General features: G+C 34.8%; 12 protein-coding genes. 9 read left to right on the forward strand and 3 right to left on the reverse strand.

Annotated features, from left to right (window positions below):
• Positions 1-799: 799 nt before the first annotated feature.
• The 5 genes from HOG71_05595 (at position 800) to HOG71_05615 (ending at position 10,142) form a co-directional block, all read left to right on the forward strand.
• Positions 800-2,542, forward strand: a complete 1,743-nt coding sequence (locus HOG71_05595; GenBank protein MBT5990308.1) for a hypothetical protein — start codon at positions 800-802, stop codon at positions 2,540-2,542.
• A gap of 991 nt (positions 2,543-3,533) precedes the next feature.
• Entirely contained in the window at positions 3,534-4,055 is a 522-nt protein-coding gene (gene nuoE / locus HOG71_05600) for an NADH-quinone oxidoreductase subunit NuoE (protein MBT5990309.1), read from the forward strand.
• A 10-nt stretch (positions 4,056-4,065) separates the two neighbouring features.
• On the forward strand, positions 4,066-5,844 hold the full coding sequence (locus HOG71_05605) for a 4Fe-4S binding protein (GenBank protein ID MBT5990310.1): 1,779 nt from the start codon (positions 4,066-4,068) through the stop codon (positions 5,842-5,844).
• A 35-nt stretch (positions 5,845-5,879) separates the two neighbouring features.
• Positions 5,880-9,590 carry an FAD-dependent oxidoreductase gene (locus HOG71_05610; GenBank protein MBT5990311.1) on the forward strand — a complete coding sequence of 1,237 codons (3,711 nt, stop codon included), beginning with the start codon at positions 5,880-5,882 and terminating at the stop codon, positions 9,588-9,590.
• A gap of 96 nt (positions 9,591-9,686) precedes the next feature.
• The gene (locus HOG71_05615; GenBank protein ID MBT5990312.1) at positions 9,687-10,142 is read left to right on the forward strand and encodes a ferritin family protein; all 456 of its coding nucleotides are present in this window, start codon (positions 9,687-9,689) and stop codon (positions 10,140-10,142) included.
• A 150-nt stretch (positions 10,143-10,292) separates the two neighbouring features.
• Here HOG71_05615 and HOG71_05620 read toward each other — a convergent pair whose 3' ends face one another.
• Positions 10,293-10,808 (reverse strand): hypothetical protein, encoded by a 516-nt coding sequence (locus HOG71_05620; GenBank protein MBT5990313.1) that lies wholly within the window; start codon positions 10,806-10,808, stop codon positions 10,293-10,295.
• A gap of 138 nt (positions 10,809-10,946) precedes the next feature.
• Positions 10,947-11,822 carry a hypothetical protein gene (locus tag HOG71_05625; GenBank protein MBT5990314.1) on the reverse strand — a complete coding sequence of 292 codons (876 nt, stop codon included), beginning with the start codon at positions 11,820-11,822 and terminating at the stop codon, positions 10,947-10,949.
• 383 nt (positions 11,823-12,205) lie between these two features.
• On the opposite strand from HOG71_05625, the gene HOG71_05630 reads away from it, so the two are divergent.
• Both HOG71_05630 and HOG71_05635 read left to right on the forward strand, forming a co-directional pair.
• On the forward strand, positions 12,206-12,805 hold the full coding sequence (locus tag HOG71_05630) for a hypothetical protein (protein MBT5990315.1): 600 nt from the start codon (positions 12,206-12,208) through the stop codon (positions 12,803-12,805).
• A 142-nt stretch (positions 12,806-12,947) separates the two neighbouring features.
• The gene (locus tag HOG71_05635) at positions 12,948-13,988 is read left to right on the forward strand and encodes an SGNH/GDSL hydrolase family protein (GenBank protein MBT5990316.1); all 1,041 of its coding nucleotides are present in this window, start codon (positions 12,948-12,950) and stop codon (positions 13,986-13,988) included.
• Positions 13,989-14,097: 109 nt separating this feature from the next.
• Here the strand turns inward: HOG71_05635 and gdhA are convergent, their stop codons facing one another.
• Positions 14,098-15,435, reverse strand: coding sequence for an NADP-specific glutamate dehydrogenase (gdhA, locus tag HOG71_05640; GenBank protein ID MBT5990317.1), 1,338 nt, complete (start codon positions 15,433-15,435; stop codon positions 14,098-14,100).
• Positions 15,436-15,662: 227 nt separating this feature from the next.
• On the opposite strand from gdhA, the gene HOG71_05645 reads away from it, so the two are divergent.
• Together HOG71_05645 and crcB are read left to right on the forward strand one after the other, a co-directional pair.
• Entirely contained in the window at positions 15,663-16,793 is a 1,131-nt protein-coding gene (locus HOG71_05645) for a Crp/Fnr family transcriptional regulator (protein ID MBT5990318.1), read from the forward strand.
• 4 nt (positions 16,794-16,797) lie between these two features.
• Positions 16,798-17,175: a fluoride efflux transporter CrcB gene (gene crcB, locus HOG71_05650; GenBank protein ID MBT5990319.1), complete on the forward strand. Its 378-nt coding sequence runs from the start codon at positions 16,798-16,800 to the stop codon at positions 17,173-17,175.
• Positions 17,176-17,179: the final 4 nt, after the last annotated feature.

Genomic DNA, 17,179 nt, shown 5'->3' on the forward strand with positions numbered 1-17,179 from the left:
AGTTGCTTTTCCATTTTGTGCATGAAGGCTGAACACCATAAAAAATGCACAAACAAAGGTGATTAATAGATTTTTCATAATGAATTAATTTTTAGTGTTTTGTGTATCTCTCTCAAAGTTAAGTATTTGAAACTAATCAAAGATGAATACTTGAAAGCTATATATACCCGATTTGCAAAAAAGGTAAAATTATAAGCTTACCCAATTGTGAGCGAATACTTCGTGTACTACTTTGCAATTTCCCAACCCTGACAGGGATATGAACCCTGTGAGAGTTAAAAAGTTAAATTCTAACAAAATCGAATTAAATCTTTTATTTATCAGGCTTAAGTGCCATTTTCAGCATACAATACTATTTCGTGGAGATAGTAATCATACTAATTATTTTGCTATAATATCATTTGCCTGAGCACACATGCTTTACGATTAATCTCGTTTTTATTATTAATATTCGACAACTAAAATTTTATCTTAATTACTATACTTTTCACTTTGGGTGTTCTACAAACAGACAGGTCTATATTAAAGTCTAATGCGATTGAATATTTCAAGAGCTAGTTTTTAAAGCAAATTCAATCTGGTTCAAACAATGTAAATAGCATTAAATTAGTCGATTAGATAATAATGAAATATTTGATAATCTAAATATTAAATTACAACTCACACTTCCCTTTTATAATTATAATAATACTAAACATTCCATTTTTTTACATGTTTATAAACATAGAATTATTTATTATATTTATTACTGATTTGACGTCTTTTGTGCTTTAATTTTTCAAACTAAAAAAGCAACTATATGAAAAAATTATCATTCGTATTGTTTGTAGCAACAATACTTACTTTTACATGCTGCGATTCACTGGATATTGATCCCATAATAGATAATCCTGTGATTCTTGATATTAAGGTAAATACAACATGGGAAACAGGTAAAACCTATGTCATTGATGGAAGGTTAAATATTGATGGAGCAATTCTGACAATTGAACCTGGTGTAATCGTAAAATTTAAGGAAGGAGCACAAATTGAAGTTGGCTCTTCTTCAACAGGATCTGCAATAATAGCCATAGGTACAGTTGATCAACCAATTTTATTTACATCAAATGCGGCAATTCCTTCCGCAGGAGACTGGGATGCAATCTTTTTTCACAGTGGAACAGCATCAACTACACTTTTAACGTATTGCAATTTTGAATATGGAGGCGGATACTCCGCATATTCAGGAATAATCGATTTAGATGAAGCAGAAATTTCAATGGAGAATTGTACAATCAAACACAGTGCTGCATATGGCATTGTAATGGATGCTCAATCAAAATTTAAATCTTTTACTAATAATGCTATTAGCAATACAGTAAACCATGTAATTCAGTTATATCCTAATGCAGCCCACACTATTGGACTTGGGAATGTGTTTACATCAACAAACCCATCTATAGGTATTTTAGTAAAAGCAGCTACTTACAATCTTGCCGAAGAAACCTGGTTAAAACAAACTGTTTCTTATATTATAGACGGCACCATGTATTTACAAAGTAATGCAGGTTCCATCCTAAACATTCAGGAAGGAAACACGATTGCTTTTACAAATGGAAGTCAGATTGAAGTCGGCTCCTCAAGTAGCACATATGGTACTCTTAAGGCAATTGGAACTGTTGCAAACCCAATTCTATTTACATCTTCAGCAACATCAAAAACGATGGGAGATTGGGATGGAATTTTCTTAGAAGATGGTACATCAAACAATTCTGAATTTGCTCATTGCACATTTGAATATGGAGGTGGTTATTCTGCTTATGTAGGGATGGTCGATTTAACTGATTGTTCAGTCATTATTAATAATTGCAGCTTTACCAATAGCGCCACTTATGGTATATCATTAAACGATGAATCTTATTTTGTTTCATTCGATAATAATACTTTCTCAACTTGTATCAATCATCCTATTAAACTGTATGCAAATTATGCACATACCGTTGGAACAGGTAATATTTATAATTCATTACTAGGAATATTGGTTAAAGCAGATATTTACAATCAGGCAAGTGAAACATGGAAAAAACAATCATGTGCATACTATATTGATGGAACAATGTACATCCAATCAGCAACTTCAAGCGAATTAATTATTGAAGCTGGTAATAAAATCCTTTTCACCAATGGTAGTCAAATTGAAATTGGTAGTGCCTCAAGTACATATGGCAAATTAGTAGCTGTAGGAACACCTGCCGAAAGAATCCTTTTCTCCACAGCAGCACCTTCAGGAAGCGCAACTGCTGGTGACTGGGATTGTATTTTCTTCGAATCAGGCACATCAACGGGTTCAATTTTAGACTATTGTGATGTCTCTTTCGGTGGTGGTTATTCAAGTTACTCAGGCAATATTGATTTGACCAAAACTGGTACAACTGTCACAATTTCTAATTGCACCATTACAGACTCCGAAAGTCATGGAATCTCTGTTGATGACAAATCCAATCCGACCCTTTTAAATGTTACCTACGCAAATAATGTGGGTACTGATTATTATGTTCGATAAAAACAAATAGTTTTAATATAAAAAAATCCCCGATTGTTTGATCGGGGATTTTTTTTACACTCTCTATTCTGCCGCATTTTGCTATTGTGGACAACTCTATAACCCCTTACTCAAAAGCAGATCATCAATTGTATTGCTCATATACAATTTCTCTTCAAACAATAGTTCGAGCATTTGCTCGGACTTGTTGCCAAAGTAATAGTTAAAACAAAAAAAAATGACTTGTCACAAGCAAATGCTCGCGACATTAAAGTATAATAATTAATACATTTAAATATTAACATTCAAATGGTTTGAGCATTTGCTCAGAATACAAAATAAGAAATCATCTATCCTGCCAAAAGTTTTCAAATTTGGCCAAATCTAATGACCCCTCACGCAAAAACAGGTCATCAATTGTATTGCTCATATACAATTTCTCTTCAAACAATAGTTCGAGCATTTGCTCGGACTTGTTGCTAGCAAATGCTCGCGACATTAAAGTGATCTGAACCCTGTCAGAGTTAGAAACTTAAACCATAACAAAATCTTATTAAATCCTTTATTTATCAAACTTAAGTTCTATTTTTAGCATGCAATACTTCAAATGGTTCGAGCATTTGCTCAGAATACAAAATAAGAAATCATCTATCCTGCCAAAAGGTTGCAAATTTGGCCAAATCTAATGACCCCTCACGCAAAAGCAGATCACAATTGTATTGCTCATACAATTTCTCCCAAATAATAGTTCGAGCATTTGCTCGGACTTGTTGCCAGCAAATGCTCGCGACATTAAAGTGATCTGAACCCTGTCAGAGTTAGAAACTTAAACCATAACAAAATCTTATTAAATCCTTTATTTATCAAACTTAAGTTCTATTTTTAGCATGCAACACTTATTTAGACTTGTTTTAGTTATTGAAAATGTGATATTTATGTTTGGAGAAATGAATTTTTCAAATATATTTACCCGACAAAAAAAATCAATTAAAATCACCTAAGCTATTTTATAATGAGGATAACAAGGATAACAAAAGAGAAAGCTCAGGAAACTATAGACAAAAAGGTAGATCTTTCCCTTCTCGATCCACTAATTGAGAAGTACAAATCAAAGAAAGGCAATATGATACCTTTACTTCAGGGAACACAAAGCATTTTTGGCTTTTTACCTGAAGAATCATTCTATTATGTTTCAGAGCGAACCGGATTAAAAACATCCGACATGTTTGGTGTAGCAACATTCTACGCTCAATTCAGATTGGTTCCTGCCGGAAAGTATATTGTTAAAGTATGTCATGGTACAGCTTGCCATGTGCAAGATGCGAACAAGATTACTGAAGCGCTTATAGAATCTCTAAAAGTTAACGATGGAGAAACAACTCCTGACGGCTTATTTACATTAGAATCAGTAGCTTGTATTGGTTGCTGTTCTTTAGCACCTGTCATGATGATTGGTGATGACACCTATGGGAAGCTTACAGAAAAATCATGCAAAAAAGTTATCAGAGAGATTAAGCTAAGCGAAAACAATTAATGCAAAAAGAATGAGTAAAACAAAAGTAATTGTTGGACTTGGTAGCTGCGGTGTTGCAGCAGGAGCCGGCAAGGTATACGATAAATTGGCTGCCATCAAAGATGCTGAGAATCTTGATTTCGAATTAAAGAAGACATCTTGTGTGGGTATGTGCTACAAAGAACCATTGGTTGAGATAGTGGATGAATCTGGAACCTATTTATATGGTGAGATAGATGAAGATAAAGCTTTGGAATTGGTTGAAAAGCACGTTCAAAATCATGAAGTGATTAAAGAATATGTGATCAAAACAGATCTTTTCGACACCAGTGAAAAAGATTTCTATGAAAATCAGGTCAAAATATGTTTGCGCAATTGCGGATATATGGATCCAGAAAACATTGATGAATACGAGGAAAGAGATGGTTATAAAGCCATCAAAGGTCTTGTAAACAACAATGTAACACAGGAAAAACTGATTCAGGATATTATTGATTCAGGCATCCGTGGCCGAGGTGGTGGTGGTTTCCCTACCGGAATGAAATGGCGTTTCGCAAACAAATCAGTGTCGGATGAAAAATACATCATTTGTAATGCTGATGAAGGTGATCCCGGTGCTTTTATGGATCGCTCTGTATTAGAAGGAGATCCTCATGCCGTTTTGGAAGGAATGATCATTGGTGCTTATGCCATTGGTGCTACCGAAGGAGTTGTTTATTGTAGAGCAGAATATCCACTTGCACTAAAACGTTTGGATATTGCAATCAAGCAAGCACGTGAAAAAGGATATTTAGGGAAGAACATATTCGGAAAAGAAGGATTCAATTTCGATATGTTTGTGAAAGAAGGAGCTGGGGCATTTGTTTGTGGTGAAGAAACCGCACTCATGGCCTCTATTGAAGGTGAAAGAGGTATGCCTCGCAAGCGTCCTCCATTCCCTGCTGAATCTGGTTTATGGAAAAAACCTTCCAACATTAATAATGTTGAAACATTTGCCAATATCCCCTGGATCGTTCATAATGGACCAGCATCTTATGCTCAGTATGGAACTGAAAAAAGTAAAGGAACTAAAGTTTTTGCACTAGCTGGAAAAATCAAACGTGGTGGATTGGTTGAAGTTCCTATGGGTATTTCCATCAATGAAATTATTTTCAAATTAGGTGGCGGAATTCAGGATGATAAAAAGTTTAAAGCTGTTCAGATGGGTGGACCATCAGGTGGTTGTATTCCTTATTATCTAGGCGAAACAATAGTCGATTATGATTCTGTGAATGCTACCGGTGCCATTATGGGATCAGGTGGTATGGTTGTGATGGATGAAACCACTTGTATGATTGATGTGGCTAAATTCTTTCTTGATTTTACGCGTAAAGAATCTTGTGGGAAGTGTACTTTCTGTCGAATTGGAACCAAAAGAATGCTTGAAATTCTGGAAAACATCACAACAGGAAAAGGTGAAGAAGGTGATATTGAGAAGCTGGAAGAATTAGCATACCAAATTAAAGATGGATCACTCTGTGGATTGGGGCAAACAGCTCCAAATCCAGTACTGACTACCATTAAGTATTTTAGAGATGAGTATGAAGCTCATATAAATGATAAAAAATGTCCTGCCTTGGCCTGTAATGAACTGCTTACATATGAGGTAATTGATGAGACATGTACCGGCTGTACAGTTTGTGCGAAGAACTGTCCGACTGATGCAATATCAGGCGAAAGAAAAGAAATACATTTTATTAATCAAGAACTCTGCATCCATTGCGGTGTTTGTTATAGCAAATGTAAGTTCGAAGCTATTGCACTTTCTTAATCAAAAACAGCATTAAAATTTCAAAAAGAAATCAAATGGACAACAAAATAAACATTATACTCAACGGAAACAATGTTCAGGGTTTAAAAGGAGAAAGTGTTCTTCAGCTCTGTAGAAGATTGGGTATTGAAATTCCAACATTGTGTCATGACGACCGTTTGGAACCCTTTTCATCTTGCTATTTATGTGTGGTCGAAATCAAGCAAATGAGAGGATTACAACCTGCCTGTTCGACTAAGATATTCGATGGCATGGACATTTTAACAACGAGTGATAAAATCAACCATTCCCGTAAAGGAGCTTTGGATTTATTGCTTAGTAATCACTATGCCGATTGTGTTGCGCCTTGTAAACAAACTTGCCCAGCTGGAGTAGATGTACAAGGTTATATTTCTCTAATCGAAAAAGGATTGTATTCAGAAGCGATTAAACTAATCAAAGAGGTGAATCCATTGCCTGCTATTTGTGGCCGTGTTTGTGTTCGCCCTTGTGAAGTGGCTTGTAGAAGAAACCTATTGGATGAAGGAACCGGAGTAGGTATCGATTATATGAAACGCTTTGCAGCTGATGTTGATTTATACTCAGAAGGCAAATATGTTCCTGAAATAGCACCTTCTACTGGTAAAAAAGTAGCCATTATTGGTGCCGGACCAGGTGGATTATCTGCAGCCTATTTCTTACAGCAAAAAGGACATCAGTGTGATATTTATGAAGCAGCTCCAAATCCAGGTGGTTGGTTGCGTTACGGTATTCCTGAATATCGTTTACCAAACGACTTATTAGACAAAGAAGTTGAATGTATTACTGAAATCGGAGCCAATATTTATTACAATCAAAAGTTAGGCGACAACCTGCACTATAAAGATCTGAAAAGAGCTTATGATTCTGTAATCCTAACCATAGGTTCTCAAAAAGGAACTTTAATTGGTTGTGAAGGCGATGACGCTGAAAATGTATTTTCAGGAATTGATTTCCTCAAAAACATGGAAATGACTGGTCAGCGCTATGACTTCACAGGTAAAAAAGTAATTGTTGTAGGTGGTGGTAATACCGCCATGGACTGTTGCCGAACATCCTTACGTTGTGGAAGTACAGATGTGAAAGTAATTTACAGACGTACAGAAAAAGAAATGCCAGCTAACCCAATTGAGATTCATGAATCAAAATTAGAGGGTGTTGAATACTTATTACTTACCAATCCAACTTTGGTAAATAAGGACGATAAAGGTGTGCTGAAATCAGTGACCTGCCTCAAAATGGAATTAGGTGAGCCAGATGCATCAGGTCGTAGAAGACCTGTTCCTGTTGAAGGTTCAGAGTTTGAACTGGAAGTTGATTATATTTTAGCTGCCATTGGACAAAAAACACAAGCTGACTTTTTAGATGATATAAATTCATGTTTGGATAAACTCAACGAAGAAGTAAAAGTAAATCGTTGGGGAGATTTAGATTGTGATCGAACCACATTGCAAACTGGTGTTAAATCAATTTTTGGTGCTGGCGATGGAGTAAGTGGTCCAGCTACTATTATTGAAGCTATTGCTCAGGCAAAAATTGCCTCCAGAAGTTGTCATCAGTTTTTAATGGGTGAAGAACTCACTCCTGAAAAAGCTGAATTTATCAGTACAAAAGATAATTACAAACCACAAGTTCATGACCAATATGTTGGACGTTTTGCTCGACAAATGCGAGAAGAAATGCCAACGATGGATCCTAATGACAGGGTTAACTTTAAAGAAGTTGAACTAGGTTATGATGGTGAATCCATTGCAAAAGCAGAAACTGCTCGATGTTTAGAGTGTGGATGTACTGAATACTTTACTTGCGATCTCAAACGCTATGCTACTGAGTATGGTGCAGATCAACAAAAGTTCAAAGGTGAATTTGGCGATTATGAGGTCGACTTCAGACACCCTTATATTGAAATCGATAATAATAAATGTGTACTTTGTAGCCGTTGTGTTCGTATTTGCAGCGAAGTAGTTGGAGCCAATGCATTAGGATTGGTTGAAAGAGGTTTCGACACCTATGTTGCACCAAGTATGGGTAGCTGCTTACAAGATACTTCTTGTGAATCCTGCGGACTATGTATTTCAACCTGTCCCACTGGAGCTATTACAGAGAATGTGAACTTCAAACCAGGTCCGGTTAAACTTGAAAAAGTTGAAACCATTTGTAACTATTGTTCCTTAGGTTGTGAAATTGAATTGCATCACCAAAGTGGCTATGTAATGAAAACAACAGGTAAACAAGGTTTAATCAATTACAGTGGAAACTTGTGCAAATATCCAAAATTCGGATATGAATATTACAATAAGGAAGATAGAATTACAAAGCCGTTACTGAAAGTAAATGGCAAATTCGAAGAAATCAGTTTTGAGAAAGCTTATGACTTAGTTTACGATAAAATCAAAAGCGTAAGTGCTGATGAAAATGCTTTCTTTGGTGGTGCACGATTAACGAATGAGGAGCTTTATTTGATTCAGAAATTAGCTCGTTTAGGTGCAAAAACCAATAATGTAAATAGTTTCCATTATATGCATGGAGGAAATGGTTACTTATCAACTTCCTTAGCCAATGCACCATTTGCTGAAATGCGTGGTGCAAGCAAGCTTTATATTTTAGGAGCTGAATTAAATGCCGACAATGCTATTGCTGGATTCAAAGTAAATAATATCAAAACTCAAAAGGGTATTCCTGTTGAGCTGATTACTTGCCAGGAAATCAGTAGCATGGAACATAAGGTAGATGAAGTTCACAAAGTAAAGTCATATTATCATTTGATTAAAGCCATGAACTATCATTTAGTAAATAAAGGATTGGAAAACAGATTCTTTATTGATGGTAATTGTACAGGATTCGAAGAGTATAAAGAAAAATTATTAGCGGAAGATTACCAGAACATGATAGTCGAATCTGGTGTGAAAGATCAAAAACATCTTGAAGCATTGGCTGAAGCCTATAATAAGGAAATGAATGCCATTATTCTTTACTCTGAGAAAGAGCTTACTCCACATGCCTGTTATGAATTGTTTAATCTGGCCATGATTACCGGAAAACTCAATAAAAGTTCAAATGGTTTAATTGCCTTGAAAGAAAAAAACAATTCTCATGGTTTGTTGGATATGGGTGTCAATAGTGATCTTGGTGTTGGTGGTGTTTCAATTGATGATGATCAGCTTATCAATAAAATGAAAGAAAGCTGGAAAGTGGATGACATTCCTGTGGAGCATAACAAGCGTAGCGAAGAATTGCTGAATAATGCTGCTATCAAAAACATGTTCATTTTCGGTGAAGATCCTGTTGGATGTGCAATCGATAAAAACAATATAGGCAAGTGGTTTAATAATGCTGACTTTGTTATGGTTCAGGATTATTTCCTAAGTGAAACAGCACAAAAGGCCGATTTGATTTTGCCAGCCTCCTTCCCAACCGAATCAGGTGGTAGCTTTACAAATACTCAAAAGTATATCCAGGAATTCAAGCCTGTATTTAAGGCAAAGGTAGAAGCCTTAAATCATGAACAATTAATTGCATTATTAGACAAGTTTAATTCAAACGGATTAAAAGATATTGATGATGTTGCCAGCGAAGCTTTTTCTTTATTAAAACAAGAAAATAACGATGAGCAATATGCATTCTATTTTACTGATGGAGAAAAACCAGTTGAGCGTTTGTTCAAGCATGGTTGCGACCTGTTGGTGAAAATGTTTGATGAGAACTTTGAAAAAGAAATGTCTGAATAAAAAACTTGCCACGAAGACACAAAGCCACTAAGTATCACTGAGCTTTGTGTGCCTTAGTGACTTTGTGGCTGTTAATGATTAAACTAAAATAGGAAAATGAAAGATTTTAATTCCATAAATGAGATATTAGATTTTGCCATCCAAAATGAGCAGAATGCAATAGATTTTTATACAGAGTTAGCATCTTCTGCTCGATCAGATGATATGCGTCAAATTTTTGAAGAATTTGCTCGAGAAGAAATTGGACACAAAGCCCGTTTGACAAAAATCAAACAAGAAGGTGTTTTTGATTTGAAAGATGAAAAAGTGCTTGATTTAAAAATTAGTGATTATGTAGTTCGTTCAGAACCCAAAGAAAACATGAGTTATGAAGAAGCTTTAGTGTTGGCGATGAAGAGAGAAAAGGCTGCTTTTCGTTTGTATACTAAACTCTCTGAAAAAGCACCAAATGCTGATCTTAAAAAGATATTTGCTTCTTTAGCATTGGAAGAATCCCGTCACAAACTCCGCTTTGAAGTGGAGTATGACGAATACGTATTAAGAGAGAATTAATCTTCAATACTGCCCTCATGGGTGTTGTCACCAATGAGTTTTTTTATAAATTCTTGTAATACTATTTGTTGGTGATAACACCAACAAAGGCAGAATATCCTAAACTCTTTATTGAGATTGCTTAAAACCATTGCTAGCTTAAGTTATTTTTTACTTTTTATCTGGTAATATAAGAGACTGATAAGATTTGCATGTGCTTTGCCCTTCAGGTAAGCACTGGAGAGATTCCGAGCATCCCCACATTCTTTTACCATCAATTACAAAAGCATTTGGCTCACATTGACTATCTCCTTTGCAAGTTAGAATAATTGATTTAAAGGGATGATATTCTTTCTGAATGGTTAATAAAGATTCTTTTCTATCCAACCAATATGCAATTCTAAATATACTATCTGAGCTTGTAAATTTTATGTAATAGAATGAATCTGTACCTTCCTCTAGAAATTGATCATGTATGATTTCAACTGTTGTAAAATCAGGGAATGGCTCTTTAAACAGATTTGTAAGAAATAATTTTAAAAGTGTATCTGCCTGATCTGTAAGTTTATAATCTCCTTCTTCAAATAGAGCAATTACTATAGTATTTTTATCCTCTTGTGCAAAGGATATAAAGAAGCTGAGAATTGAGATAATTGTGACGATCAATATTATTAGAGTCTTCTTCATTTCTTATTAATTTATGCTAACTCTTCTGCCCTCGTTGGTGTTGTCACCAAAGAGTGTTAACTTTTTTATAAAATATATTTTTAATGTTACTTTCAGCAAAATGAAATTTTCAAGCCCGTTTATTTAATCGGGCTTTTTTTATTGATCACCTAAGCCTGTCATACAATATTTTACAAAACCCCAATCAGCTTCAACTGGAGTTTTATTATATGTTTTTTTTTGAGCAACTTCGCTATTTCGTTTATAAATTACCCATTCTTTATTGCGATAATCAATTACTGTAGGACATCCTGAACCATCAACATTCAATAGTTTGATTATATCGTTGAACTCATTTAGAGATAACTCACGTAAAAAGCTATTTTTTTTCCCATATGCTTTAACAACTAATTTTCCTGCAATTAATTCTGCATCAAATGCAATAACTTCAGGATAGTATTTGCCTTTCATCATTAAATTTCCATTGTTATAATAATACTTCCAAAAGCCTGATTTCGCATGATTCCGATACCTTCCTTTACAAAACAGCACACTATCAGAATAAAATTGATAATAATTACCATGAAGATATCCATCTTTAATATTGTAAATAAAATGAATACATCCATTTGTATCAAATTTTAAAACAACTCCTGTTCTATAGTCCTGATAACTACGAACTCTATATCTTGCAGAAAATGTTAATTCGCTTTTTTTAGAATTGTTCGAATATCCAAAAGCTGAAAATGTGTGAGGAGCATCCAAAATATTCATAGATTTATGAAGCTTTTGTTCAATAAATAAAAATTTCCTTTGAGTTGAAATAGAAGTAGCAAATATCCTCAAATGAACATAGTTTTCATCCTGGACAAGAAACACTGTATCATAATCAAAGGATTTTTTACAGGTTATTGGCTTTCCTTCTTCAGTTACATTTCGAATAACTTTCCAGTTCTGATTGATTGTGTTACTATCCTTCTGAGCATATGTATAAAAAGCTGAACATATTAAAACATAAATAAATAGTTTTTTCATCTGTTTATAATTTTTTTTTAGTTGTCAGATGGAACTCACATGATAATCATCCCCTTATGTGAGGAATACCTTACTCATGCTCGTTTCATAATAAAAGATTACATAGTTTTTGAAAAGCACTTTTCAAATTTACATAAAATGCTACTTCTTCTTTCTCATTTTCCAGACCAGTAGGGCAATAGCCAGTACTACATGAGCTATTAATACAATGGCAACAATATTCAGTATTGTTTTTGGGTCCATTTTTTGATTTTAATGTGTTCGAAAATAGATAAATTCGTGGGAAGTAAAAATTAAGTTTCGCTCTTTTACACCGCTCAGAGCAACAATAGAAAATTGCTGGGCTGAGCGGAGTCAAGTTCAAGCATTAAATAATAATGACAATGAAAAAAATCCTATATAAATTAGTTCCAATCATAACCATCATCATGTTATCATCCTTTAGTACGCAACAAAACTATTCCATAGCATTTTTTGGCGATTCACTAACACAAATGGCTGATTGGGACGGCTATTTAGACAGACGAGATGTATATGTCTATGCAAAAAATGGAGACATAACAGCCAACATGAAAAAAAATGTTGACCACATTATTCAAGCAAATCCTAAAATATGCTTTATGATGGGAGGAATTAATGATATTGCTAAAGGAATTCCTGTTGATGATGTATTTGCCAACCTGAGGCACATGGCTGTTAAAATGAAAAGCTGGGGAATAATTCCTGTTGTACAATCTACTTTATATATTCAGGCAGATGAAGGTGGGTTTGCCAAGTGGAATGAAAAGGTAGAGCCTTTAAATAAACAACTTGAAGCTTATTGTGCAAAGAATGCAATTGAATATCTGGATTTGAATACTATTTTAGCAGCAAATAAAAGCCTGAAATCTGATTATACCAGCGATGGAGTACATTTGAATCAGTATGGATATATGCTTTGGACCAATGAAATTAAAAAAATATTGACCAAATATTCGATATAAGCACAATTTGAAATCCTACAAAACACACATATTTTTCTCAATCATCTTCTTCATTCTTGTTGGTTTATGCCTGTATTTTATTACGTATTTCGAATATGTTTCTGAACAGGAGGAAATCATTTGTTCACCAGATGATTATTTCATGACAACTTTTGAAGCTGATCATTCCCTGGTTCGCTATACAGGGAGGTTTAATTTGAAAGATTCGAAGAAAGTTTCATTTGCCCAGTCAGGATGTATGATAGAGGCTCTGTTTACTGGTTCAAAATGCCATTTTTATTTAAATAGCTTTTCATTTGATCCCAGCACCTATACTGCTAATTACTTTAATGTTTTTATTGATTCAAACGAAGCAATTGTTTTGCATACGCCAAACGATTCTTCTTATTATAAAATTAACGATTTAACGGATACTGTACATCATATTCGCATTATTAAGAGAACCGAAGCTGCATGTGGACGGTGCGAATTCAGTGGCTTTTTATTGGAAAGAGGAGATTCCTTGCTGAAACTGCCAGCCCGGCCTAACAGAAGAATTGAATTTATAGGAAACTCTATTACCTCTGGTTATGGCAATGAAGATTCAATCAAGGGAAATGGATTTAAACCGGAAACTCAAAATAATTACTTTGCCTTTGGAGCTATTACAGCTCGTAATTTACATGCTGAATATCATGCTATATGCTATTCTGGCAAAGGTGTTTATAGAAATTATGATCATTCTGAAAAACAAACCCTGTCGGTATTATACGATTTAACCTACCCGTTACCCAAAGTAAAATGGGATTTTAATAGCTGGATCCCACAAGTGGTTGTCATAAACCTCGGCACCAACGACTTTGCCACAGCACCACCTCCGCAAGCTGAATTTGTGAGAGCATATTTTCGTTTACTAATAAAGATTAAAAATAAATATCCTAAAGCTACTATCATTTGCTTGGATGGCCCTATGCTTTTAGATGGATGGCCAAATGGAGTAAATACAAAATCGCTGGTGCAACTTTATATCAAATATGCCATTAATATGGCTAAGTATGAAGGTTATACGCGCATGTATCAGTTCTCCTTAACAACCAGTGGTCAATTTGGGTATGGAGCTAACTGGCATCCAAATATTAAACAGCATCAGTTTAATGCAGAAGAACTGACTGAATTTATTCAGGAGGTGATGAATTGGGATTGAATTCCAATCCAGGTTTTACAACTTTTAGAAAGTTGTAAAATCTTATAAAAACAAAAACCCTCCTGGATGGGGAGGGTTTTCTCATTAAATCAAAAAGGATAACAAATTCTTATATAACACCATGATCAATCATGGAATTAGCTACTTTTAAGAATCCGGCAATATTAGCTCCTCTAACATAGTTAACATAACCTTCTTCATCGGTACCATGCTCAACACATGAACTATGGATACTTCTCATAATCCAATGCAGTTTTTCATCAACTTCTTCTCTTGTCCAATGTAATTTCATTGAGTTTTGAGACATTTCTAATCCTGAAGTTGCAACACCACCAGCGTTAGCAGCTTTACCTGGACCAAACAGAATTTTATTCTCGATAAATACCTCAACAGCTTCTGGCGTACAAGGCATATTCGCTCCTTCTGAAACGCAAATACAGCCATTCTTTATCAGGTTTTCAGCATCTTCTTTGTTCAGCTCGTTTTGAGTTGCACATGGTAAGGCAACATCTACTTTCACTTCCCAAGGACGTTTGCCATCATGGAATTGCGCATTTGGAAACTCATAAGAATATGGTTTAACAATATCTTCATTGCTTGCACGTAACTCAAGCATGTATTCGATTTTTTCATCCGAAATACCCTCTTCATCATAAATATAACCATCAGGACCAGAAATTGTTACAACTTTTCCACCCAACTCAGTCACTTTAAGTGCAGCACCCCAAGCAACATTACCAAATCCAGAAATAGCTACTCTTTTACCTTCAAAGCTTTCGCCTTTGGTTTTAAGCATCTCTTCTGCAAAATAAACATTACCAAAGCCTGTTGCTTCAGGACGAATCAGGCTGCCCCCCCAGTTCAAACCTTTACCGGTAAGTACTCCTGTGTTTTCCGCAGCCAATTTCTTATACATGCCATACATGTAACCGATTTCTTTACCTCCTACTCCAATATCACCGGCAGGAACATCTGTTTCTGGTCCGATGAGTCTCCACAACTCCAACATAAATGACTGGCAAAACCTCATAATCTCTGCGTCAGACTTACCTTTTGCATTGAAATCTGATCCGCCTTTAGCACCACCCATAGGTAATGTTGTCAGGCTGTTTTTAAAGATTTGTTCAAATCCTAAGAATTTTAAAATAGATAAGTTTACACTCGGGTGAAAACGTAATCCACCTTTGTATGGTCCAATAGCATTATTGAACTGTACCCTATATCCTAAGTTCACATTCACTTTCCCATCATCACTAATCCATGGAACTTTAAAAGTTAAAATTCTGTCGGGTTCAACAATTCTGTCAACAATATTTGCAGTTTCGAACTGAGGGTTCTCATTATAAACATCTTCTATAGTCTCTAATACTTCTCTGACAGCCTGAAGATATTCTACTTCGCCCGGATGCTTCTTTTCAAGATCGAGCATTATTTTTTCTACGTTCATAATAAATTTTTAATTGTTTTTGATAATCAGATTTCGACCACAAATGTATTCTCTCTAAATAAAGTTATCCTAAAAAGCGATATCCAAAAAAAACAGGAAAATACTTGATTAATATCAAGTCATATTAAATTAGAAAAAAGCTATCCTCTTAAGAGTCTATAAATTACCTAATTTTGTGTTTCTGATAAATAATTTATATTCCATTAAATTGGTAATTATTAAGTTTAATGAGTGAAAAAGACAATTCATCTATTAAAAGCATACTCGACAATCTGGATGACAGAACCAGAGAACTGAATTGTATTTATCAATTGGATGAGCTATTAAACGATTATAATTCTCCACTGGAAGATGTTCTTCGGCAAAGCATTGAAATTATTCCTTTTGGATGGCGCTATACAGATATTTGTCGTGTACGTATTATCTGCGAAGGCTTGGATGTTTTCTCCACTGACTTCATTAAAACTGATCTGTGTCAAAGTACAGATATCATAATTGAAAACAATAAAATTGGTACTGTACAAATATGCTACATAAAACCCATGCGAATCGAAAGAGGAATATTCCTGTTCGAAGAAACACGTTTATTGAAAACGATCGCTGAAAAGATTGGTAAGTTTATCCTTTATAAAAGACTTAGAAATTCAATTGAAATCCTTCAAAAATCAAATAGTAGTACCGAGAAGAAACAAGTTCAAGAAAACACTCTACATACATGGCTCAAAAATCTCCATTTAATGGATAGTGAAATTGACTCATTTTTAAAAGTTCAAGTTGACTTTAAGAAGGGGGAAACAATTTGTAAGCAAGGAGCTATTTCCTCCTACATCATGATATTAATGGATGGGTTGACGAAAAACTTCCTGGAAGGCACACTTCAAAAAGGATTTAATTTTAGTTTTATCAAACCATTCGATTTTATCGGACTCTCTTCATTATATGGTAAGAATGTACATCATTTTAGTGGAACTGCTATTACCGCCTGTAAAATCTGTTTGGTTGATATTGAACTTTTCAAACAAGTGATACATAACAATCCTGCTTTTGCTGAAGAAGTGATGAAATGGTACTGTCGAATTACGGAGGGGCATTTAAAACGTTTATCGGCAATTGCCAACAAACAGGCATTGGGTAAAGTAGCTGATGTATTGATTTATTTAAGTGAAAAGATTTTCGAATCCAATTTGATAGAACCAATTATCAGCCGTAAAGATATGGCCGAATTAGCAGGAATGTCAACAGAAAGTGCAGTACGGGTTTTATCGGAACTCAAAAAAGATAAGGTTATCAATATTCATCACAAGGGTATTGAGATTGTGAATATGAAATTGTTGCAGACGTTGAGTAAAGTGGGTTAATAAGATGGTCAGAATATTACTTTTCATAGGAGTCGGTGGTTTTTTAGGAAGTACTTCACGCTATCTGATGCATAAATGGGTGCATTCAATTTTTACAGGTAGTTTTCCACTTGGTACCATGACAGTGAACATCATTGGTTGCTTTTTGATTGGAATCATATTCGGATTAAGCACCAAAGGCAATATTCAAAGTAATGAATGGAAACTTTTTCTAACAACCGGTTTTTGTGGTGGATTCACTACATTTTCAGCCTTCTCCTTGGAGAATATTAACCTGCTTAAAGATGGACAATTGCTCAGTTTCTTTGGCTATACGGGATTGAGTTTAGTTGTTGGTTTGGGAGCTACTGTTTTGGGAATATTATTGATCAAGCTATTCTAATTTC

This window comes from Bacteroidota bacterium, from assembly GCA_018698135.1.
GTDB lineage: Bacteria > Bacteroidota > Bacteroidia > CAILMK01 > JAAYUY01 > JABINZ01.

Coding starts and splice junctions, on each gene's coding strand:
- HOG71_05595 (MBT5990308.1), top strand. CDS start 800: ATGAAAAAATTATCATTCGTATTGTTTGTAGCAACAATACTTACTTTT.
- nuoE (MBT5990309.1), top strand. CDS start 3,534: ATGAGGATAACAAGGATAACAAAAGAGAAAGCTCAGGAAACTATAGAC.
- HOG71_05605 (MBT5990310.1), top strand. CDS start 4,066: ATGAGTAAAACAAAAGTAATTGTTGGACTTGGTAGCTGCGGTGTTGCA.
- HOG71_05610 (MBT5990311.1), top strand. CDS start 5,880: ATGGACAACAAAATAAACATTATACTCAACGGAAACAATGTTCAGGGT.
- HOG71_05615 (MBT5990312.1), top strand. CDS start 9,687: ATGAAAGATTTTAATTCCATAAATGAGATATTAGATTTTGCCATCCAA.
- HOG71_05620 (MBT5990313.1), bottom strand. CDS start 10,808: ATGAAGAAGACTCTAATAATATTGATCGTCACAATTATCTCAATTCTC.
- HOG71_05625 (MBT5990314.1), bottom strand. CDS start 11,822: ATGAAAAAACTATTTATTTATGTTTTAATATGTTCAGCTTTTTATACA.
- HOG71_05630 (MBT5990315.1), top strand. CDS start 12,206: ATGAAAAAAATCCTATATAAATTAGTTCCAATCATAACCATCATCATG.
- HOG71_05635 (MBT5990316.1), top strand. CDS start 12,948: ATGACAACTTTTGAAGCTGATCATTCCCTGGTTCGCTATACAGGGAGG.
- gdhA (MBT5990317.1), bottom strand. CDS start 15,435: ATGAACGTAGAAAAAATAATGCTCGATCTTGAAAAGAAGCATCCGGGC.
- HOG71_05645 (MBT5990318.1), top strand. CDS start 15,663: ATGAGTGAAAAAGACAATTCATCTATTAAAAGCATACTCGACAATCTG.
- crcB (MBT5990319.1), top strand. CDS start 16,798: ATGGTCAGAATATTACTTTTCATAGGAGTCGGTGGTTTTTTAGGAAGT.